Source organism: Salinicola socius (assembly GCF_001937195.1).
Lineage (GTDB): Bacteria > Pseudomonadota > Gammaproteobacteria > Pseudomonadales > Halomonadaceae > Salinicola > Salinicola socius.
In genome coordinates this window covers 109,197-130,471 of sequence record NZ_MSDO01000010.1, presented here as the reverse complement: position 1 = coordinate 130,471, position 21,275 = coordinate 109,197, and the positions used below count along the sequence as shown (strand labels likewise).

Below are 21,275 nucleotides of genomic sequence, written 5' to 3'. Positions count from 1 at the left end.
CGTCGTCGCCCGCAAACTCTGCATAGTAAAAGAGACCTTCTTCCTCGCAGAGCCGACTGACGAAGTTGAAGTCGCTCTCTCGATACTGCACGCAGTAGCTGCGGGCGGGATAGTCGCGACGCAGGTCGAAGCGGTAGCGGCCCTTGGCCAGTTCATGGCCGTCGAACACGTCGGTGAGGACATCGGCGACGCTGCGATCCTGGAAGATCCGGCTGTCGCGACCGAGCTTCAGCATCGCCAGCCACGGCACCAGGGTGAGCTGGTAATAGGTGACGCCGCCATCCTCGCCCAGCAATGCGGCCTCGCTGACCAGCCCGTGCAGCGGGCGGTAGCTGCCGTCGGCCTGCAGGATCGAGAGCCGGGCCGGCTGCGCCATCAGCGTCTTGAGCTCGATGTCGCCCTGCTGGGAGATGCAGTCGAGGGTGTAGGTGAACGGCTCGCTGACGCGCTCCTCGCCCACCAGCCGATGGGGCAGCAACGAAGCCCCGGCGATCTCCAGCGTCAGCAGCCGCTGGGACTGCGACAGCCCGATATCGAAGGTGTCGAGAAGGTCGTTGAGCATGTTCTCTTCCTGATGACGGGACTCAGGTTTTCGTGTGGCCGGGCAATCGGCTAGCGATGACCCTACATGATGCCATTCGGTAGGATAACGCGGTATCTACCGGATGTTTGTAGGAGAATCGCCATAGATGACTTAAGACTTTTTGACGACGTCGTCACTGTCATCGCTCTCTTGTCGCCATCTTGAATTGCCCATTGCCGCGCGAGCTTGCTCCTCCATTCATTCGAGAGTCATGTTCTGCAATTGCAATGCAATAATTAGCCAGCTACATTTTTGCCATCATTCATTTCAGGAAACATTGTCCATGGCATCTCCCAAGCTGTTTGCGCCGCTCAAGCTCGCCGAGCTCGAACTGGCCAATCGCATCGTCATTTCACCGATGTGCCAGTATTCCGCCGACGTGCACGGCAACATGACTGACTGGCATACGATCCATCTCGGCAACCTGGCGCTCTCCGGTGCCGGACTGCTGATCGTCGAAGCCTCCTCTGTCGCCCCGGAAGGGCGCATCACCCCAGGCGACGTGGGCCTCTATTCGGACGATAACGAGAAGGCGATGGCGCGCATGCTCGAGTCCGTGCGTGGTCACTCGCCGATGCCGGTCGGTATCCAGCTCGGGCACGCCGGGCGCAAGGCCTCCTGTCAGGCGCCGTGGGAAGGTGGCACGCAGCTGTCGCTCGAGCAGGGCGGCTGGCAGACCGTGGCGCCCTCCGAGGTCGCGTATCAGGACGATCAGCGTCCGCCGAAAGCGATGAGCCTCGACGATATCGAAGCGCTCAAGGACGGCTTCGTGACCTCGGCCAAGCGTGCCGATCGGCTGGGTTTCGATCTGATCGAGCTCCATGCGGCCCATGGTTATCTGCTGCATGAATTTCTGTCGCCGCTCTCCAACCAGCGCGATGACCAGTACGGTGGCAGCCTCGAAAACCGTATGCGGATCGTGCTGGAAATCTTCGACGCCGTCCGCGAGGTCTTCCCGCAGCAGAAGCCGGTGGGTATTCGTATCTCCGGCAGTGACTGGGTCGAGGGCGGCTGGGATCTGGCGCAGAGCGTGGAATTGGCCAAGGCGCTGGACGCCCGCGGCTGCAGCTTCATCGATTGCTCCGGTGGCGGTCTAGATCCGCGCCAGGCGCTCGATGTCGGTCCCAGCTATCAGGTGCCGTTCGCGCGGCGCATCAAGCAGGAGGTCGCCATGCCGGTCATCGCCGTCGGTCTGATCACCGAGCCGGAGCAGGCCGAAGGCATCGTGTTCAGCGGTGAAGCGGATGCCGTCGCGCTGGCCCGCGGCATGCTCTTTGATCCGCGCTGGCCGTGGCACGCCGCCGCCAAGCTGGGTGCCAGCGTCCACGCTCCGAAGCAGTACCTGCGTAGCCAGCCCCACACGTTGAAAGGGCTGTTCGACGTCTGACGGCTTCCGGCGGAGGAAGTCCAAGGTGGAGCAACCGCTGTACCGGATCGCGATGCCGTGCTATCCATCGGGCGCGGTCATCGCCTTGCGCCGGTTCCGGCGGGGCCTGGCGAATGCGAGCTGGAGCTGGAGCAGGAGGATGGACGGGACATGAAGAAGAAGTGGCCTTCGCTGCCGGCACTGAGCGTCTTCGAATCGACGGTCCGCCTCGGTTCGATGACGGCGGCCGCGGAGGAGATGGGGCTCTCGCAGCCGGTCGTCTCGCAGCGTATCCGCGCGCTCGAAGACTCGCTTGGCGTATCGCTGTTCGATCGGCGGGGCGGGCGTCTGATGCCAACCCGACAGGGTGACGACTTCTACAAGTCGGTCGCGCAGGGCCTGCAAATCATCGATGACGCCTGTCGCCATGCCCGACGTGCGGGCCAGAAGATGCGACCGTCGGTCTCCATCGCCGCCGGAGCCGGCTTCACCCATCTGTGTCTGCTGCCCCGGATGCCGGCATTGAAAGCGGCCTTTCCCGAGTTTCGCTTCAGCGTTCTGCCGATCGACCGCGACGACGATGCCGAGATGCAGTCGGCGGATATCGCCATCCGGTTCGGCCGCAGGCCGGTCAACGACGACGCGGTACGGGTAGCCGGCGAGAAGGTCTTTCCCGTCTGCTCGCCCGCCTACGCTGCGCGCTGCGGTGTCGAGCGGATTCAGTCCATCGACGACCTTGCCCGATTGGCGCTTCTGCATCAGGACGCCAGGGACCCGCGCTGGCTCGACTGGGCGCAGTGGGCCCGGGCTGTGGGGATCGAGATGCCGATGGATGAAGACTTCTTTGCCTATCGCAACTATCCGCTGGTCCTGAATGCGGCGCTGGAGGGCAGCGGCGTGGCGCTCGGATGGGAGTTCGTGGTCGAGAAGCATCTCGCCCGAGGGCAGCTGGTTGTCCTCGGGCCTGCCGTGACGCGGGAGGATCACGGCTACTGGATGGAGCTCAAGTACTCCGCCAATGCCGTGACGCAGCCGGTAAAGGCCTGGCTGATTAACGCACTTCAGAACACCACGGAGTGAATCCTGCGCCGAAACCGAAGGGGCCGCCGCCGTCAGGCGCCGGTCATCAGGCGCCTGTCATTAGAGCCAGGGGCTGCTCTTCGCCGATCACGTCAGGGTCGAAGGGGCGTCTTGCAAACACCCGGCGTAGAAGCGGCTCGAAGTGTTCGAGCGGCGGCGTCGGATAATCCGGATCGAAGGATGCCTGGTCATAGCGCTCGCAGAAGTCGACGCAGCTCTGATACCAGGGATGATCGATGAAGCGGTCCCGTTCGTTCGGGTCTTCGCCGTAGAAATGGGCGTAGTAGACCTGCTGGAACAGGCCGTGGTGGTGAATGATCCAGGTCACCTCACCGCGCACGTAGGGACGGATGATGGACGCGGCGAGCTGCGAGTGATTGTAGGGCGCCAGTTCATCGCCCAGATCATGGAGCAGGGCGCCAACGATGAGATCGTCGTCGGCGCCGTCGGCCTGCGCTCTCGCGGCGGACTGTAGCGAGTGCGTCAGACGAGAAACCTGGTATCCGCTCAGCGTGTTGTCCAGATTGCGTAGCGCGGCGAGCAGTCGGTCGACCAGTCCTTCATTGAATTGCGCTTCGAGTTTCTCGAGAAAAACGTACTCTTCGCGAGTGCCGTCCTTCATCTGACGAAACGAGACTTGTTGCATTCAGGCGATCTCCTCTTCGGTCTGGCGCAGTTTCGCCACGCTGGCATAACGTTCGCGCGGCCCGTCGATATCGAGGTAACAGCCCTGCAGATGGCGGAAGCCTTCATTGGTGTCGTAGCTGGTCCTGCCGTGCAGCACGCGGCTGTTGTCGAACAGCATTAGTTCCCCGGCAGCCAGCGCAAAGCGGATCTCGTAGCTTGGGTCCGTGAAAAGCGCCCCCAGGCGCTGCCTGGCAAGATGGAAAAGACGTGTACTCGCATCGTTCAGCAGCGGCAATTTATCCAGGCGTGGGCTGTAGTGAACGCCGGTTGGCCGGCCTTCGGCATCGGTCTGAATCATGCTGCGATGAGTCACGAGTTCCGTACCGGCATCGACGAACCGAAAGCGTACCGGCGTCTGCTTGAGCAGTTCATAGCCCTCCGGCATCTCGCGCTTCAACTGTTCCAGCCCCCTCAGGCTGTCGACGAGCGTGGACAACCCGCCGCTGGTTTCATTGACCAGGCAGTGCAGCAGCTGGATCCCGGGTACCGGATTGCGGTAGGGATTATCGGTATGCGGCCCCAACGCCACGCTGCGATAGGCCAGATCGTTGCCGCTGGGACGCGAGTAGACCTCGAAGTAGCGGCCGAAATTGGTCTCCTTCACGTAGCCGTACTTGGCGCCCACCTCGAGAATGCGCTCGGGGTCGGTCGGCACGTTGCGAAGGATGAGGTAACCGTAGCGCAGGTAGGCATCCAGCGAACGGCGAAAAGCGGCATCGTCTTCGATCACCGCTTCCCAGTCGTGACGCACCAGCGTTTGATCCAGCGTCGAGTCCCACGGCGTCGCTTCAGGGAACGGGCTCTCGTCCAGGGCCGCTTCCCGCAGCATGTCGAGATCGAAGACTTCCTGGTGTCCGTCGCTGAAGACAACTTCCACCTGGTCCTCTCCCTTCGCCGTCAGCGAGGTAATGGCCAGGTCGACGTCAATCGCATGGGAATCGAACAGACGCTGTTGCGTCATGGGTTCCAGCTGATCGGGAGCCTGGGTGCGCTCTCTCAGCCAGAGCGGGCTGAGTTCGTGGGTTTCACCGTCGCCTCGCAGCCGGAGCGCCGGCGGGTGATCGATGATGTCGAAACCGTTCTGTGCTGACATGTCTTCGAACCTCGTTTCGCTGAGCCAGGGGATGGGTGCCCACAGCATGAAACGCGGCATCGCCTGCCGGTAGAGGCTTTCTCTTATCGACGACATGCATTTATTTTATGGTCGAGCCGCCCGGACCGAAATCGAAGAATCGCGGCAGGGGCCGGGCGGCTGCGCTCAGACCGTATCCTCGATCCGCCAGTTGACCGGGACTTCGGCAACGCTGGCCGACGGCGGCAGTTCCAGCAGCAGGCGAACGATACGTGCCACGTCATTGGGCTGTGTGACCTCCTCGGCGTCGACATTGGCGCCAGCGGCCATGTCGGTGGCGACGAAGCCCGGGCAGATCGCGGTGGCGCGCACGCGGGTCTCAGCGCTGCAGTGGCGCAGCCCGTGAATGAACGCCTGCGCCGCGAACTTGCTCATGGCGTAGAGCCCCGACCCCGGCGAGCGCACCCGCTTTCCCGACAGCGACACGATCGACACCACCTTGCCCTGGTCGGCCTCGACCAGGTGCGGCCAGGCCTGCTGCGTCAGCAGCATCGGCGCCTTGGCGTTGACCGCCATGACCCGATCGAATTCGTCGCCGTCCGCTTCCAGCACCGAGGCGCGGCTGAGAATGCCGGCGTTGTTGACCAGCGCATCGATGCCGCCGAATACGCGCACGGTCTCCTCGACCCAGCTCCGGGCGCTTTGTGAGTCCAGCGCATCGTAGTGGCAGACCAGCCAGTCATTGCGCTCCGGGCGTTCGACGGGCTCGCTTCGGCAGCCGAGGCTGACGCGCCAGCCAGCAGCGTGAAGCGTCTCGGCGATGGCGGCGCCGATGCCGCGGTTGGCACCGCTGATCATGACCACGGGGGCATCGTTGGACATTTCCGGCTCCTGGAGTGGATACGAAAGGTGGTGGAACGGGTGGCGACCCGCTGACGAAGTCTCTGATGGCTCGATCAGCCTAGCGGGGCGGTTCGTATTTCGCGAGGGATCCGGCCCTCTCCGCTGCAGGGCGCCATGGCTCGAAATCGCGTTCCACCACGGCAATCGCATCATGGGCATGCAGGCTTTCGGCATGGACGATCTCGATGCGATAGCCCGTGACGTCGGGTTGGGCATCGCAGCCCTCGGCCAGACGTCGGGCGGCATACTCGCAGAACATCAGGTTGGCGCCATTGCGCTCTGCAAAGGCCTGCTCGTCGATCCGTTTTACCAGTGTCTGAACCGGTGTCTGCAGCAAGCGCTCGAAAGTATCGATACGATCGGCAGCGGCGAATGCCGCCCGGGGACTTAGCGTGAGCGAGAGAGCGGCCCGGCTGCGCTGACTGTGCGGCGTGGGGAAAGCGCCCTGGTGCTCGATCCAGTCGGCGACGGTCCCGGCATCGATGTCGGCATGCCTCTGTTCTTCCACCCAATGGCGCCAGTCCCGGGCCATGGCGTGGCGCGCCAGCGCGGTCGAGCAGGGGCAGGTGGAGGCGTAGTCGATTGATAGCGTCAGTATGGTCTCAAGCGCTTCTCGGCTGCCTTTCAATTCCAGCCTGCACGGATAGTGACGCCATCCGCTCGCGTCGCTGAGCAGGGCCGGGCGTCGCAATGGCAGCTCGAAGTGCAGCGCCAGCATCAGGACCTGGCTGATGCCTTGCTGGCTATCCAGCAAGGCGTTACCCAGCGTCGTCAATCCGGCCGGTGTCAGCGGCGACTCGTCGAGTCGGTCCAGCAGCCGATAGAGCCGGGACATGTGAATACCGCGCTGGCCGGCGGCGAGATCGACACTGACGTCGGCGGTGGCGGGCAGCCGAGTGCCATCCTCCCATTGCAGGCGGGTGGCGATGCCCTGCATGCCGACGTGTTGCAGGGCGCGGCAAGACGATGCCCTGGACGGTTCCGGTTCGCGCCCAGCGGCGACATCCGGTAGCGGCGGTACGGTGAGGTTCATGAGTGCTCATCGATATCATAAATGTTATTTTATAACATATCTTTTGACGTCGATGCGCACAACCTTCACTCGCCGCCGAGTTCGCGCATGACCTTGTAGAGCGCCGACTTCGCTTCGAAGCCGACGCCCGGGACCTCGGGCAGGGCAACGTAGCCATCTTCCACCTGGATGCCGTCGGCGAAACCGCCGAAGGGCTGGAACACGTCCGGGTAGGATTCGTTGCCGCCCAGGTGCAGGCCGGCGGCGATATTGAGCGACATCTGGTGGCCACCGTGGGGTACCACGCGGCGGCTGGACCAGCCCATCTCGGCCATGACATCGAGCGTACGCAGATACTCCACCAGCCCGTAGGAGAGCGCGCAGTCGAACTGCAGGTAGTCGCGATCCGGGCGCATGCCGGCGTAGCGCAGCAGGTTGCGGGCATCCTGATGCGAGAACAGGTTTTCGCCGGTCGCCATGGGCAGCTCGTAGTGGTTCGCCAGTTCCGCCTGCAAGGCGTAATCGAGCGGATCGCCGGCCTCTTCGTACCAGAACAGGCCGTAGGGCTTGAGCGCCTCGGCGTAGGCGATGGCCGTCGCCTGGTCGAAGCGCCCGTTGGCGTCGACCGCCAGGCGGCTGCCGTCTCCCACCACCTTCAGCACCGCGTCAATCCGGCGCAGGTCCTCGTCCAACGGGGCGGCGCCGATCTTCATCTTGACCACGCTGTAGCCGCGATCGAGATAGCCCCGCATCTCCTCCTGCAGCTTCGAGTGGTCCTTGCCGGGGTAGTAGTAACCGCCGGCGGCGTAGACCCACACCTTGTCATCGGCCTGCCCATCACGGTAGCGCTCCGCCAGCAGTCGATAGAGCGGCTTGCCTTCGATCTTGGCCACGGCGTCCCAGACCGCCATGTCGATCGTGCCGACCGCCACCGAGCGCTCGCCGTGGCCGCCCGGCTTCTCGTTGGTCATCAAGGTCTTCCAGATGGCGAACGGGTCCAGGTTGTCGCGATCGTGATCGATCAGCGTCTCGGGATCGGCCTCCAGCACCCGCGCCAGAAAGCGATCGCGCATCAGCGCACCCTGGCCGTAGCGGCCGTTGGAGTTGAAGCCGTAACCGATGACCGGCTTGCCGTCGCGGATCACGTCGGTGACGACCGCAACGACCGAACAGGTCATCTTGGAGAAATCGATATAGGCATTGGCGATGGGGGAGGCGATCGATGCGGTCTGTTCACGGATGTCCACAATACGCATGGCGGAATACTCGACAGGGGATGGTGAAAGCCACGATAGCCCTGGCCCCGGCTCGCCAACCAATGCTATTAACGAGGTTAGTCATGCCGAAACGGCATTGCTATTGGCATCCGGTCACAGGAATCGACCCATGGAACTGGTCTGGCTCGAAGATTTCATTGCGCTGGCGGAGCACGGCAGCTTCGTGCGTGCCGCGGAGGCGCGCCATATCACCCAGCCGGCCTTTAGCCGACGGATACGGGCGCTGGAGACGTGGATGGGCGTCACCCTGTTCGTGCGTACGCCACAGGGGACGTCGCTGACCGAGGCGGGGCGGGCGATGCAGGGCGGCGCTCTCGAGTCCGCCACCCGTCTGCATCGGTTGCGTGAAGAGGTTCGGGAGGTGGCGGGCAAGGCCGCCCGAACGCTGCAGTTCGCGGCGACACATTCGCTGTCGTTCACGTTCTTTCCGCGCTGGATCCGTCAGGTCGAGAAGGGGGCGCCGATCGAGGCGCTGCAGCTCCATACCGAGAGCATGGCGGAATGCGAGCAGAGGCTGACGCAGGGGCGGGTGCATTTCCTGCTCAGTCACCGTCACCCGGAGGTACCCACGCGGCTCGATCCGGGCCGGTTCGAGAGTCGAAAGATCGCCAAGGACACCCTGGTACCGCTGATCGGTGCGGAATTGAGCAGAAAACTCGGCGAGGGCAAGGACGCAGCGGCGGGCCTCGATCCCGAATTCCTGCCGGCGGACGATCCCGCCGTTCCGTATCTGGCCTACACCGATGCGTCGGGATTGGGGCGCATCGTTTCCCACCGGCTGCGCAGCAATGCTGAATTCGCCCCACGAGCGCCGCTGTTCTCGAGCCACCTGGCGGCGGTATTGATGTCGATGGCGCTGGAGAACAAGGGCATGGCCTGGCTGCCGCTCATCCTGGCGGAGTCGGAATGGCGCGAGGAGCAACTGGTCCGGGCGCTTGGACCGGCCTGGGACATCCCCGTCGAGATTCACGTGACCCGCGCCAGGACAACGCTGCCGGCTTTCGCCGAAGCGTTCTGGGAGCGTTTGACGACACGGGATTAGGACACGAAATGAGACCGCCGCGACGCTTCCGAGCGCGCCCGCGTCGATCACTCTACTGACCGCCGATACGATCCAGCAACGCCATCTGCGCCGCGGGGATCTCCAGCGCGGCCGCCTGGATATTCTGCTGCAGATGCCCGGGCGATGAGGTGCCGGGGATCAGCAGAATGTTGGGCGAGCGCTTGAGCAGCCAGGCCAGCGCCACCTGCATCGGCGTGGCCTCGAGCGTCTTCGCCACGTCGGAGAGCGTGTCCGACTGCAGGGGCGTGAATCCGCCCAGCGGGAAGAACGGCACGTAGGGAATGCCGTCCGCGGCGAGCTGATCGATCAGCAAATCATCGGCCCGATTGGCCAGGTTGTACTGGTTCTGCACGCAGACGATGGGCACGATCTTCTGTCCATCGGCGACCTGCCTGGCAGTGACGTTGCTCAGCCCGATGTGCTTGATCAGGCCGCGCTCGCGGAGTTCGGCGAGGGTCGTCAGCGGCGCCTCCAGCGAGCCTTCGGCCGGCCCGTGCACGTCCAGCATGCTGCGCAGGTTGACGACCTCCATCTGCTCCAGGTCCAGATTGCGCAGGTTGTCTTCCACCGCCTGGGTCAGCTCTGCCGGCGAAAGCGCGGGCAGCCAGGCGCCGGTTTCATCGCGTCGGGCGCTGACCTTGGTGACGAGGCAGAGATCGTCGGGATAAGGGTGCAGTGCCTGTTTGATCAGCTGATTGGTGATGTGCGGGCCGTAGAAATCCGAGGTGTCGATATGATCGATGCCGGCAGCAATCGCGTCCTTCAGCACCTGCACGGCACGCGCCGGATCCTTGGGCGGACCGAATACGCCGGGGCCGGCGAGCTGCATCGCCCCGTAGCCCAGTCGTTTGACCTGGCGATCGCCGAGGGTATAAGTACCGGCTTTGTCGATGAGGGACATGCGTTCACTCCTGTGTCGAATAGCGGATGTCGGACGGTTTTATCGTAGACCTCTCGATGCTGTGCGACTATTCCAGCCAATCGATACAGCTCGTACGGAGAAATGCACAATGAGCGCCGATCTCGGTGATCTCCAGGCGGTGCTGGCCGTTGCCAAGGCCAAGGGATTTCGCGAAGCGGCACGGCTCACCGCCACCAGCCCGTCGCGCTTGAGCGATGCGGTGCGCCGCGCCGAGACCGCCCTCGCTATTCGACTGTTCCATCGCACCACCCGGGCGGTGACGCTGACCGAGGCCGGCGCCGCGCTGGTCTCGCGGCTGGCGCCGGCGATCGAGGAAGTGGAAAGCGCGCTGGACGCGGTCAACGGGTTCCGGGATCGCCCGGCCGGCACGTTGCGTCTCAACGTGCCGGTCAGCGCGGCGCGGTTGATTCTGCCATCGATCCTGCCCGACTTCCTCAAGGCCTATCCGGAGATCCGCGTGGAGATCACCGCCGACAGCGCGGCGACGGATACGCTGGCGGCAGGCTTCGATGCCGGCATTCGCTACGATGAACTGCTCGAGCAGGACATGATCGCCGTGCCCATCGGCCCACGAGAGCAACGTTTCGCGCTGGCCGCTTCGCCCGACTATCTGGCGCGCTGTGGCACGCCCGAACATCCCCGCGACCTGCTGCAGCACGCCTGCATTCGTGGCCGCTTCACCAACGGCAATCTGCCGCCGTGGGAGTTCGAACGCGGGGAAGAGTCGGTTCGCATCGAGCCCGCCGGGCCGTTGACGGTCAGCATCGGTGGTGGCGTGGACCTCGGTGTCGAAGCGGCGTTGCAAGGCGTCGGCCTGATCATGCTCTTCGAGCAGTGGCTGGAACCGTATCTCGCCAGTGGCGGGCTGGTACCGGTGCTCGAACCCTGGTGGCAAGGTTTCACCGGGCCTTATCTCTACTATTCGGATCGCCGGCTGGTGCCCGCGCCGCTGCGGGCCTTCATCGATTTCATTCGCGATCGCGGCTAGCGTTCTCGACGTCGCGATGACGTATCCTGCTCCTCTCCGTTGTCTCCGTGGAGCTTTTCATGCGCATGTCACCGCTGCCGCCGCTCAACGCCCTGATCGCCTTCGAGGCGGCCGTTCGGCACATGAGTTTTACTCGTGCCGCCGTCGAGCTGAACCTTTCCCAGAGCGCGGTGAGTCGGCAGATCGTTCACCTGGAGCAGTTCCTGGGACGCAAGCTTTTCATCCGCGAGCAGCGCCAGCTGGCGCTGACGCGCGCGGGGGAAACCTATGCGCTGCAGGTGCGCTCGATCCTGGACGACTGCGTCAATGCCACCGCCGAGGTGATGAAAAGTACCGGCGAGAGCGAGCTGACGGTGGCTTGCACCGCCGGCGTGGCGCAGTTCTGGATGGCACCCCGGTTGGGTCGGTTTCGGCGTCAATATCCCAATATCAAGCTGCGTCTGATCGTGCGCGATGGAGTGACGTCGCTGTCGTCCTTCGAGTTCGATATCGGGCTTTACTACTTGAAGCAGGCATCTCTGCCGGGATTCGAGACCACTTATCTGATCCCGGAGAAAGTCTTTCCGGTCTGTGCGCCCGGTTATCTCGACGCCTGCCGGGAGCGTCATGGCGTGGGGCCGGACTCGGGGTTGACGCCGGAGCAGTTGAGTGAGGAGACGCTGCTGGTGCTCGAGGATGCCCAGAGTCTGTGGATTTCCTGGCGTGACTGGTTTCGCTATCACCATTTGCCGACGGTGAGCCTGAACAACGCCATCGCCATCAATCACTACCCGCCACTGGTCGAAATGGCGGTACTTGGCGAAGGCATCGTGCTGGGTTGGCAACACGTCATCGACAGTCAGATCGACAGGGGGCGGCTGGTCCGCGCGACTGATCACTGGGCGAGCCACGGGGGCGGTTATTTTCTGATCACGCCGGACGAACGTCGGGAGAATGTCGCCACGCGCTGTTTCAAGCGCTGGCTGCTGGAGATGGCGCCGCAGGAAGGTTGATCGCCCGACGCAGGATCGATGCGCTGGCCGCATGCTGGCATGCATTTTTAACGCTTTTCAGGGGCTCGAAGCGCTGGTTAGGCTCAAGTCGTATTTGGATGACTATCACGACAGTACCTCCCAAGCACAATAATGCCTCCCGAGAGCCCAATTCATGACCGAATTTTCCTCTTCACGCTCCTCGCAAGCCGTTCTGTTCCGTAACGCCAGTCTGGTCGATGGTTCGTCCCCCGAGCCGCGTGCCGGAGTACACGTTCTCGTCGAGAACGGCCGTATCGTCCAGGTTTCCGACACGCCGATCGAAGCGCCACGGGACACCCGCGTGATCGATCTCGAAGGGCGCACACTGATGCCGGGCCTGATCGACTGTCACGTTCACGTCATTGCGACCACCGCCGATCTCGGCGCCAACGCGCTGCTGCCGGATTCCTTGATCGCTGCCCGCGCAACCCCGATCCTGAAGGGCATGCTGATGCGCGGCTTCACCACGGTCCGCGATGTCGGCGGCGCCGATCGCGGCATCCAGCAGGCGGTGGCGGAAGGCCACTTCGTCGGCCCGCGGCTGGTGATCTGCGGCAAGGCGCTTTCCCAGACCGGCGGCCACAACGATTACCGCGGCTTCTATGACGAGCGCGACGACCAGTACCAGACCCGGCGCCTCGGTTCGATGGGGCGTATCTGCGATGGCGTCGAATCGGTGCGCCGTGCCGTGCGTCAGGAGATCAAGGCCGGTGCGCAGTTCATCAAGGTGATGGCCAACGGTGGCGTCTCGTCGCCGAGCGATCCGATCGAGTTTTTGAGCTTCTCGGTGGACGAGCTCAAAACCATCGTCGAAGAGGCCAGCAACGCCCAGACCTACGTCAGCGCCCATCTTTACACCGATGAAGCGATTCGCCGCGCCGTCGAGGCCGGGGTGCGTTCCCTCGAACACTGCAATCTGATCGAGGCGGACACGGCCCGCCTGGCCGCCGAACGCGGTGCCATGGCCTGCCCGACGCTGGTCACCTACGAACGCCTCAAGATCGAAGGTGCCGACTACGGTCTCAAGCCCGAGTCGGTCGCCAAGATCGACGACGTCCGCCTGGCCGGGCTCGAGAGCCTGATCACCATGCACGAAGCGGGGCTGCCCATGGCCTACGGCACCGATCTGCTCGGCGAGATGCATCCGCACCAGTCGGAAGAGTTCGTGATCCGCTCTCAGGTGCTGCCGCCGCACGAGGTGATTCGCAGTGCCACTTCCACCGCGGCCAAGCTGCTGCGCATGGAAGGCGAGATCGGCTGCATCGCGCCGGGGGCGTGGGCGGACCTGATCGTGGTTGACGGCAATCCGCTGGAAGACATGAGCCTGCTGACCGGCCAGGGCAAGCATCTGTCGCTGATCATGCAGGGCGGCCGCGCGATCAAGGATCGCCTTGGCCACTGATCCAGCCCGATCCGGAATCAACCACACCCCACAAAGATCACAACTCATAACAATCAAAACAGGAGACTGCGATCATGCAGGCATTCTTCGTCATCGCGTATATCGTATTGATGGTCGTCATCGGGCTTTATTTCTCGCGACGCAAGGTCCACGACGACACCGACTTCATCGTGGCCGGGCGTTCGCTCTCCACGCTGGTACTGACCGCGACGCTGCTGGCCACTTTCGTAGGGTCGGGCTCGATCGTCGGCGGTGCCAGCTTCGTGTTCCAGCACGGGCCGGGGGCGGCAATCTTCTTCTTCGCCGGGACGCCGATCGCCGCGCTGGTGGTCTACTTCCTGCTGGCGCAGAAGATGCGCCGCTCGCGGGCGACCACGATTCCCGGATTGATCGAGGAGCGTTTCGGCCCCACGGCGCGCTCGATCGCTTCGCTGATCATCCTGCTGGCCTACGTCGGCATCGTTTCGTATCAGTTCACCGGGGCGGGGCAGGCGCTCAACCTGGCGTTCGGTCTGCCGGTGTGGCAGGGCGTGCTGATCGCCGCGGCGATCATGATTGGCCTGGCGACCATGGGCGGCCTGGTCTCGGTGGCGTACACCGACTACCTGAGTGCGATCATCATCTTTGGCAGCATGCTGATCGCGGCGCCGATAGTGCTGACCCGGCTGGGCGGTCTCGGCGACATGATGGACGCGCTGCCGGCCACGCACCACACCCTGTTGGGCGGGCTGTCGCCGTGGCAGGCGCTGGGCTACTTCCTGCCGCTGTTCCTGCTGATTCTGGGCGACCAGAATCTGTTCCAGCGCTTTGCCGCCGCGCGTGACCCGGCCACGGCCAAGAAAGCCGCCATGGGCCTGGTCATCGCGTCGATCGCGTGTACCTCGCTGATCGTACTGCTGGTCTGCGCCACACGCGTGATGTTCCCGGATATCACGCCATCCACGGCGATGATGACGCTGGCCCGGGAAGGGTTGCCCACGGTGGTCGGCGGCCTGTTGCTGGCGTCGCTCGTGGCGCTGCTGCTGACGACGGGGAATAGCTATCTGCTCTCCGCCTCGGCCAGTCTGACCCAGGACATCCTCGGTGGCCTATTGAAGCTCGATATCCCGGCGCGAAAGGCGCTGCTGGTCAACCGGCTGACCGTCGTCGGGTTGGGTATTCTGGCCTGGGTGCTGGGCGCCTTCTTCCCCAGCGTGCTGGCGATGCAGATGTACTCCTACGGCATGTACGGCGCCGCGATCACGCCGGTGTTCCTGGCGGCGCTGCTATGGCCGCGCGCCACGCCGGCCGGGGCGCTGTCGGCAATGATCGTCGGCGGCGTGGTGACGCTGGTGTGGGAGATCGCGCTGGGCAAGCCGATGGGCTGGAACAGCGTGCTGGTGGCGATGCCGCTGGCGGCGGTGACGCTGATCGGGGTGAGCCTGGCGAGCCGGCCGCGGGTGGCCGTCGAGTCGCCCTCCGTCTGAGGAAGGTGTCGCCGTTCGCATCGGAGACGGGGTAAGGCCAAAATGCCTTACCCCGCTTTCGTTTCTCGGCTTGCCACACGTCGTGTCGAAACGAGGAACGCGATCCCGAAGACGATCGAGAACAGCAGCACGATGGTCGGGGCCGGCGCGCTGTCGAGGAAGAACGAGAGATAGACGCCGAGAAAGGCGATGACGGCGGACATCACTGCCGACAGCAGCAGCATGGTGCTGAAGCGTCGGGTCAGCAGGAAGGCGATGGCGCCGGGGGCGATCAGCAGGGCAATGGCGAGAATGATCCCGGCGGCTTTCAAGGCGCCGACGATGGTCAGCGAGATCAGGCAGAGCAGGCCGTAGTGCAGCATCCGGGTTCGCAGACCGACCGCCCGGGCCTGGGTCGGGTCGAAGGCGTGGAGCAGGAAGTCCTTCCACTTGAGACCGATGACGCCGACGGTGATCAAGGCGATCAGCGCCGATTCCAAAATGTCGCGCCAGGCGACCCCCAGAATATCGCCGAACAGGATGTGATCGAGATGGACCGTCGACTGGATCTTGACGTAGAGCACCAGGCCGATGCCGAACATGCCGGAATAGACGATTCCCATCACCGTATCCTGCTTGATCCGGCTGTTTTCCTCGAGAAAGCCGGTGGCCACGGCGCAGAACATGCCGGCGACGAAGGCGCCGATGGCGTAGGGAATACCGATCAGATAGGCAATCACCACGCCCGGAAAGACGGCGTGGGAGATGGCATCCCCCATCAGCGACCAGCCCTTGAGCACCAGAAAGCAGGAGAGCAGGGCCATCGGCACGGTGACCAGCACGGCGATGACCATGGCGTTGACCATGAAGCCGAACTGGAACGGCATCAACAGGGTATCGAGCCAGTTCATCGGTGGGGCTCCGTGGAGTCGGTTGCCGAAGATCGCCTCGACGGCATCGGCTCGCGTGGCGCAGGCGCCGGCTCACGAGCCAGGGACGCCGCGGCACGGCGTCTTGCCGCCAGCATGCCGTGCTTGGGCGCGAACAGGAACGCCATCAGGAAAATCGATGTCTGCAGCACCACGATGATGCCGCCGGTGGCGCCATCGAGAAAATAGCTGGCGTAGGCGCCGAAGACGCTGGTCAGCGTGCCGATCGTCACCGCGATGATCAGCAGCCGCGGGAAGCGGTCGCTCAGCAGGTAGGCCGTGGCTCCCGGCGTGATGACCATGCAGATCACCAGAAACGCGCCCACCGTCTGCAACGCCGCGACCGTGGATGCCGCCAGCAGGGTAAAGAACAGGATCTTGAGCGCGGTGGGGTTGAGCCCGATCGAGCGGGCGTGGCTCTCGTCGAAGAACGTCACCATCAGATCCTTCCACTTGGCCAGCAGGATGACCAGCGAGACCACGCCGATCGTCACCAGCTGCAGCGTATCGGTGGGCGTGATCGCCAGGATGTTGCCGAGCACGATGGTCTGGATGTTCACCGAGGTCGGCGACAGCGACACCATGAACAGCCCCAGTCCGAAGAACGAGCTGAAGATCAGACCGATGATCACGTCTTCTTTCAGCTTGCTGCGCTGGTTGAGAAACAGCATTGCCGCCGAGGCGAGTCCGCCGGCAAAGAAAGCACCGAGCGAAAACGGCAGTCCCAGCATGTAGGCGCCGGCGACGCCGGGCACGATCGAATGCGACAGCGCATCGCCGATCAGCGACCAGCCCTTGAGCATCAGGTAGCAGGAGAGAAACGCGCAGACGCCGCCGACCAGTGCCGACACCCACATCGCGTTGCGCATGTAGCCATAACCGAAGGGCTCGACTAGATAGCCGAACGGCATGAGGAGGTCCATCAGCGGGAGCCTCCCTTTCCGGTACTGCGGTGGCGCCGCGCGGCAATACCGTTCTGCAGCACCAGCGGGCGCTCGTCGTCGGTGAACACGCCCACGGCATGGGGTGGCACGCCGGGCTGCTGGGATTGATCGAGCACGAAATGGCGCAGCACCCCGCCGAAGGCGCGCTCCAGGTTGGTCTGGGTGAATATCTCGTCGGTGGGCCCATGGGCGAGCACCGTGCCCTTGATCATTATCGTGCGGTCGCAGAATTCCGGCACCGACCCGAGATTGTGGGTCGAGACCAGCATCACCCGCCCCTCGGCGCGCAGTTCGCGCAGCAGCCGTATGATCTGATCTTCGGTCTGGACGTCGACCCCGGTGAACGGCTCGTCGAGGAGGATCACCCGGCTATCCTGGGCCAGCGCACGGGCCAGGAACACGCGCTTTTTCTGGCCGCCGGAGAGTTCGCCGATCTGACGCTGGCGGAATTCGCTCATGCTGACGCGTTCCAGCGCGGTTTCGACCGCGTCGTGGTCGGCCCGCTTGGGAATTCGCAGCATCCCCATGTGGCCGTAGCGCCCCATCATCACCACGTCCTCGACCAGCACCGGGAAGTTCCAGTCGACCTCTTCCGACTGTGGCACGTAGGCGATCAGATTGCGCTTGAGCGCCGTTTTGGCCGGCAGGCCAAGCACCCGAATGTCGCCTCGAGCCAGACGCACGAACCCCATGATCGCCTTGAACAGTGTCGACTTGCCGGAACCGTTCACGCCCACCAGCGCGGTGATCGTACCGGTGGGGATCTCGAAGCTGGTGTCGCGCAGGGCGGTATGACCGTTGCGATAGATCACGGCAGCATCGGTCACGTGGATGCCGGCACCAGCTGTCTCGACGTCGGCCGATGGCGCCTCGGGGTTGGTCGATGTCGTGTTAGCCTCGATGGTTGTCATGATGACGCCCCCTGGGTCAGGCCTTTGACGATCGTCTCCGAAGTGACGCGCAGCAGATCGATATAGGTCGGTACCGGGCCGTCGGATTCGCTGAGCGAGTCGACGTAGAGCACGCCGCCGTAGTGGATGCCTGTCTCGCGGGCCACCTGCTGCGCCGGTTTGTCGGAGACGGTGCTCTCGCTGAAGATCGCCGGAATGTCGTTGGCGCGAATGACATCGATGACCTGGCGAACCTGCTGTGGCGTGCCCTGCTGATCGGCATTGATCGGCCACAGGTAGCGCTCGCGCAGGCCGAAATCCCGCGCCAGATAGGAGAACGCGCCTTCGCTCGTCACCAGCCAGCGATTTTCCTCGGGAATCTGCGCCAGCGACTCGCGGATGGGCGCAACGGCGGTCTCGATCTCATGCTTGTAGCGCTCGGCGTTGTTGCGGTAGGTCTCGGCGTTGGCCGGGTCGTGCTCGATGAACGCGTCGCGGATGTTGTCGACGTAGATCAAGGCGCTTGTCGGCGACATCCAGGCATGCGGGTTGGGCTTGCCGTCATACGGACCCTCGGCGATGCTGATCGGCTCGATGCCTTTCGATACCACCACACTGGGCACGTCCTTCAGATTGTGGAAGAAGCGCTCGAACCAGCGTTCCAGATCGAGCCCGTTCCACAGGATCATGTCCGCATCCTGGGCACGCAGGATGTCGCGCGGGGTCGGCGCATAGTTGTGGATCTCGGCGCCCGGCCGGGTAATCGGCTCCACCGTTGCGGCGTCTCCGGCCACGTGCTGCGCCATGTCCGCAATGACCGTAAAGGTGGTCACTGCCTTGAACTTGTTCTGGCTCACGTTTTGGCCGGTGTCCTGAGCGCTGGCGGGGAGAGCGAGCAAGATGCCGAGGATCACGCTCGCGACACCGAGCAGTACCGAACGTTGTAAACCTCGCTTCATGGTCCATCTCCTGATTCTCGAGCTTTGGGTTCTCAGACACCCAGCGATTGTGCTCACCCACATGAGTGTCGGGGGCAGCTCTCTGTCAGCGCGCTGATTCATGGGATCGCAGAGCCCATGCTTCGACGGCAAACGATTAGCGACCCTGTCTAATTAACCACGGTTTAACTCTATTCCCAAGGTTGTTATTTGTAGCATCGGTTAAGGCTTGTCGTGAAGTCCTTTCGCCTCTTGCAAATACGAAAATCGAGCGGAGCGATGGAGCGCGTCCATCTATCGTCTAGACTCGTGGCACATGAACTCAGGAGGCCGGCGATATGCATGCAGCTAAAGTGTTGTTTTTGGTGACGATTATGCTGGGCGCTACCCTGGTGCTGGGCGGATGTTCGCCGATCCCCGATGCGCCAGGCCCAATCGGCATCCCCGGCATCTGACGCCTATCTGGCCGCTATCGATCAGGGAAAGGGAGGGCAGCGCCTGGTCACCGAGCGCGCTGATGCGACGCTTCGGGAGTGATGGGGATGATGGGAGCGATAGAAATGATCAGCTGCCGTTGACGAGTCTCTTGGCCAGCGCCCGACAATCCGCGAGATGCCAATCGGCGTCTCTCGTCTCCCGGGCCTGCGGCGCGTTGACCAGTACGGTTTGCGCGCCGGCTGCTCGCCCGCAGGCCATGTCGATATGGCTGTCGCCCACCATAACCAGAGCCGCCGGCGTGACATTCCAGCGTCGGATGAAGTGATCGAGGCCACCGGGATGGGGTTTGGGCGGTGCCTCGTCGCGTCCGAGCACGTCGTCGGGGGCGAAGCAGTCGGCGAGCCCGATCGCTTCCAGCGTGATGTGAGCCAGCGCCTTGGCGTTGCGGGTCAGAATGCCGAGCCGGCAGCCGCGCTCGCCTAGCGTCTGAATGAGTTCGATGGCGCCGGTGGCAGCAGTCGAACGCATCGCCAGCTCGCGCTCATGCTCTAGCAGCCAGGCGTGCTTGGCGTCACGTTCGGCAGCGGGAAGCGTTTCCAGGTGGTGGAGAATGTCGGCGCCCTCGGGGATTTCGAGATGACGGCGAATGGCGGGGAAGTCATGCACGCCAACGGTCAACGTGCCGTCCATGTCGAAGACCCAGTGGCGTATTTGAGTCAAGGTGGGAGAGGTCATATTGAGCGTGTCGCGTCTCAAAAGGCCATCTTGCCACGGGCGTAGCCGAATGTCCGTTGCGCCACTCCCGGTGTACGTGCGCAAGGTGTCAAGGCGTGAGCAGTTCGCCGATTTCGAGTACTTGAAACCAACGCTGTGTAACGTATGCGTGCCGATCGCAGTGGCGCCAGCCGCGCTCGAACTCATCGCCACTCGCCTTGAGCACCGTCGTTTGGCTGAGGATGCCGGCTGTTGACCGTGGCTTCGTTTTTTGGGGCTTTATCATTGTTGGGGTCCATCGCTGCCGCGCTATTCGTCGAGGGCGTCGCTCAGGGTCTCCTCGAGCACCTCGCACAGACGCTCGACGTGCATGCGGGTGAAGACCAGCGGCGGGCGGATCTTCAGCACATTGGCCTGTGGCCCGGTGGCGCTGATCAGTACCTGGCGCTCGCGCAGGCCGTCGACCAGCGCCTGCGCGAGGGCGGCGTCCGGCGCGCCGTCGGCATCGAGCACCTCGACACCGGCCAGCAGCCCCGAGCCGCGCACCGCGCCGAGTCGGGAAGTGGTGGCAGCAAGCTGACGCAGGGCGGCATGAAGATCGGCACCGACCGCTGCGGCTTGTGCCACCAGATCCTCCTCGGCGATGACGCTTTGAACGGCCAGCGCGGCGGCGCAGGCCACGGGATTGCCGCCGAAGGTATTGAAATAGCGTGCCGTCTCCCCGAAGTGGTCCATTACATCGCGCCGGCCGACAACCCCTGCTACCGGGTGACCGTTGCCCAGCGGTTTGCCGAGCGTGACCAGATCGGCCCTGACACCATGGCGGGGGAAGCCCCACAGGACGCCGGTGCGGCCGAGCCCGGCCTGCACTTCGTCGGCGATATAGAGCCCGCCGGCTCGCCGGATCGTCTCTACCGCCGGGGCGAGAAACCCGACCGGATCGGTCACGATGCCGTCGCTGGAGAAGATACTGTCCAGCAGCAGCGCGGCGGGACGGATGCCGTGGGCGGCGAGATCGTCGATCGCGGCCTGCACGCCGTCGGCGAAGCGTGCGCCCATCGCCGCTGCGCCGTCACCGCGATTCACGGGCGCCGGCACGGTGCGCACGCGCGTGCCTAGCTTGACCTTGCTGCCGAGAGAGGGCGACGCCTCGGCGATCGCCTGGGTCACGCCGTGATAGGCCAGCTCGGTGACGATCAGTCCCTCGCCGCCGGTGAAGGCGCGGGCCATGCGCAGGGCGAGATCGTTGGCTTCACTGCCTGAACAGGTGAAGACCAGCTGTTCGAGGGGCGCCGGCAGCGAGTCGATCAGCCGTTCGGCGCAGTCGAGGATCGTCTCGTGCAGGTAGCGGGTATGGGTATTGAGCGTGGCCGCCTGGGTGGCGATGGCTTCCACGACCTTTGGGTGGCAGTGGCCGACACAGGCGACGTTGTTGTAGGCGTCCAGGTGCGCCGTGCCGTGGCGGTCGAAGAGCCACACGCCCTCACCGCGCACGGGATGGAACGGCCGCCGATAGAACAGGCGATAGGAGGCGCCGAGCAGTCGCTGGCGCCGCGCCAGCAGGAACGCTTCGACGGCATCGTCATCTTTCACGCTGGGCTCGTGCATG

The 21,275-nt window shown here is 63.9% G+C and carries 20 protein-coding genes; 7 read left to right on the top strand and 13 right to left on the bottom strand.

The genetic code is table 11. The features are described from left to right. The coding region (locus BTW07_RS09135; protein ID WP_144076880.1) for a type VI secretion system Vgr family protein at positions 1–562 on the bottom strand (562 nt) is incomplete at its 3' end. Positions 563–866: 304 nt separating this feature from the next. On the opposite strand from BTW07_RS09135, the gene BTW07_RS09130 reads away from it, so the two are divergent. Then, on the top strand, positions 867–1,970 hold the full coding sequence (locus BTW07_RS09130) for an NADH:flavin oxidoreductase/NADH oxidase (RefSeq protein ID WP_075569868.1): 1,104 nt from the start codon (positions 867–869) through the stop codon (positions 1,968–1,970). A gap of 150 nt (positions 1,971–2,120) precedes the next feature. Next, complete coding sequence (locus tag BTW07_RS09125; protein WP_144076877.1) at positions 2,121–3,029, top strand: LysR family transcriptional regulator; 909 nt, start codon at positions 2,121–2,123, stop codon at positions 3,027–3,029. A 46-nt stretch (positions 3,030–3,075) separates the two neighbouring features. Here the strand turns inward: BTW07_RS09125 and BTW07_RS09120 are convergent, their stop codons facing one another. From BTW07_RS09120 to BTW07_RS09100, 5 genes are all read right to left on the bottom strand, one after another. Then, the gene (locus BTW07_RS09120; protein ID WP_075569866.1) at positions 3,076–3,675 is read right to left on the bottom strand and encodes an HD domain-containing protein; all 600 of its coding nucleotides are present in this window, start codon (positions 3,673–3,675) and stop codon (positions 3,076–3,078) included. After that, on the bottom strand, positions 3,676–4,809 hold the full coding sequence (locus tag BTW07_RS09115; RefSeq protein WP_075569876.1) for a TauD/TfdA family dioxygenase: 1,134 nt from the start codon (positions 4,807–4,809) through the stop codon (positions 3,676–3,678). Positions 4,810–4,974: 165 nt separating this feature from the next. Further along, on the bottom strand, positions 4,975–5,670 hold the full coding sequence (locus BTW07_RS09110; protein ID WP_075569865.1) for an SDR family NAD(P)-dependent oxidoreductase: 696 nt from the start codon (positions 5,668–5,670) through the stop codon (positions 4,975–4,977). Between the two features lie 79 nt (positions 5,671–5,749). Next, positions 5,750–6,724: a GTP cyclohydrolase FolE2 gene (folE2, locus tag BTW07_RS09105; RefSeq protein WP_075569864.1), complete on the bottom strand. Its 975-nt coding sequence runs from the start codon at positions 6,722–6,724 to the stop codon at positions 5,750–5,752. A gap of 65 nt (positions 6,725–6,789) precedes the next feature. Further along, positions 6,790–7,959: a mandelate racemase/muconate lactonizing enzyme family protein gene (locus tag BTW07_RS09100; protein WP_075569863.1), complete on the bottom strand. Its 1,170-nt coding sequence runs from the start codon at positions 7,957–7,959 to the stop codon at positions 6,790–6,792. Positions 7,960–8,089: 130 nt separating this feature from the next. Between BTW07_RS09100 and BTW07_RS09095 the strand changes: the two genes are divergently transcribed. Further along, on the top strand, positions 8,090–9,022 hold the full coding sequence (locus BTW07_RS09095) for a LysR family transcriptional regulator (protein ID WP_075569862.1): 933 nt from the start codon (positions 8,090–8,092) through the stop codon (positions 9,020–9,022). Positions 9,023–9,074: 52 nt separating this feature from the next. Here the strand turns inward: BTW07_RS09095 and BTW07_RS09090 are convergent, their stop codons facing one another. Continuing rightward, positions 9,075–9,944, bottom strand: coding sequence for an aldo/keto reductase family oxidoreductase (locus BTW07_RS09090; RefSeq protein ID WP_075569861.1), 870 nt, complete (start codon positions 9,942–9,944; stop codon positions 9,075–9,077). Positions 9,945–10,053: 109 nt separating this feature from the next. Here BTW07_RS09090 and BTW07_RS09085 point away from each other — a divergent pair, with 109 nt between their 5' ends. From BTW07_RS09085 to BTW07_RS09070, 4 genes are all read left to right on the top strand, one after another. Beyond that, positions 10,054–10,953: a LysR family transcriptional regulator gene (locus BTW07_RS09085; protein ID WP_075569860.1), complete on the top strand. Its 900-nt coding sequence runs from the start codon at positions 10,054–10,056 to the stop codon at positions 10,951–10,953. A gap of 59 nt (positions 10,954–11,012) precedes the next feature. Beyond that, positions 11,013–11,945, top strand: coding sequence for a LysR substrate-binding domain-containing protein (locus tag BTW07_RS09080; RefSeq protein WP_075569859.1), 933 nt, complete (start codon positions 11,013–11,015; stop codon positions 11,943–11,945). Positions 11,946–12,099: 154 nt separating this feature from the next. Next, positions 12,100–13,368: a metal-dependent hydrolase family protein gene (locus BTW07_RS09075; protein WP_075569858.1), complete on the top strand. Its 1,269-nt coding sequence runs from the start codon at positions 12,100–12,102 to the stop codon at positions 13,366–13,368. Between the two features lie 74 nt (positions 13,369–13,442). Next, complete coding sequence (locus tag BTW07_RS09070) at positions 13,443–14,834, top strand: sodium:solute symporter family protein (protein ID WP_075569857.1); 1,392 nt, start codon at positions 13,443–13,445, stop codon at positions 14,832–14,834. Positions 14,835–14,881: 47 nt separating this feature from the next. On the opposite strand, the gene BTW07_RS09065 is transcribed toward BTW07_RS09070, so the two are convergent. From BTW07_RS09065 to BTW07_RS09040, 6 genes are all read right to left on the bottom strand, one after another. Further along, positions 14,882–15,724 carry a metal ABC transporter permease gene (locus BTW07_RS09065; protein ID WP_075569856.1) on the bottom strand — a complete coding sequence of 281 codons (843 nt, stop codon included), beginning with the start codon at positions 15,722–15,724 and terminating at the stop codon, positions 14,882–14,884. Beyond that, positions 15,721–16,665, bottom strand: coding sequence for a metal ABC transporter permease (locus BTW07_RS09060; protein ID WP_083941714.1), 945 nt, complete (start codon positions 16,663–16,665; stop codon positions 15,721–15,723). The genes BTW07_RS09065 and BTW07_RS09060 overlap by 4 nt, the downstream gene beginning before the upstream one ends. Continuing rightward, positions 16,665–17,597, bottom strand: coding sequence for a manganese/iron ABC transporter ATP-binding protein (locus BTW07_RS09055; RefSeq protein ID WP_075569855.1), 933 nt, complete (start codon positions 17,595–17,597; stop codon positions 16,665–16,667). The genes BTW07_RS09060 and BTW07_RS09055 overlap by 1 nt, the downstream gene beginning before the upstream one ends. Beyond that, positions 17,594–18,535 carry a metal ABC transporter substrate-binding protein gene (locus BTW07_RS09050; protein WP_075569854.1) on the bottom strand — a complete coding sequence of 314 codons (942 nt, stop codon included), beginning with the start codon at positions 18,533–18,535 and terminating at the stop codon, positions 17,594–17,596. The genes BTW07_RS09055 and BTW07_RS09050 overlap by 4 nt, the downstream gene beginning before the upstream one ends. A 543-nt stretch (positions 18,536–19,078) precedes the next feature. Next, positions 19,079–19,687 carry an HAD family hydrolase gene (locus tag BTW07_RS09045; RefSeq protein WP_075569875.1) on the bottom strand — a complete coding sequence of 203 codons (609 nt, stop codon included), beginning with the start codon at positions 19,685–19,687 and terminating at the stop codon, positions 19,079–19,081. 288 nt (positions 19,688–19,975) lie between these two features. Further along, positions 19,976–21,274 carry an aspartate aminotransferase family protein gene (locus tag BTW07_RS09040; protein ID WP_075569853.1) on the bottom strand — a complete coding sequence of 433 codons (1,299 nt, stop codon included), beginning with the start codon at positions 21,272–21,274 and terminating at the stop codon, positions 19,976–19,978. Position 21,275: the final 1 nt, after the last annotated feature.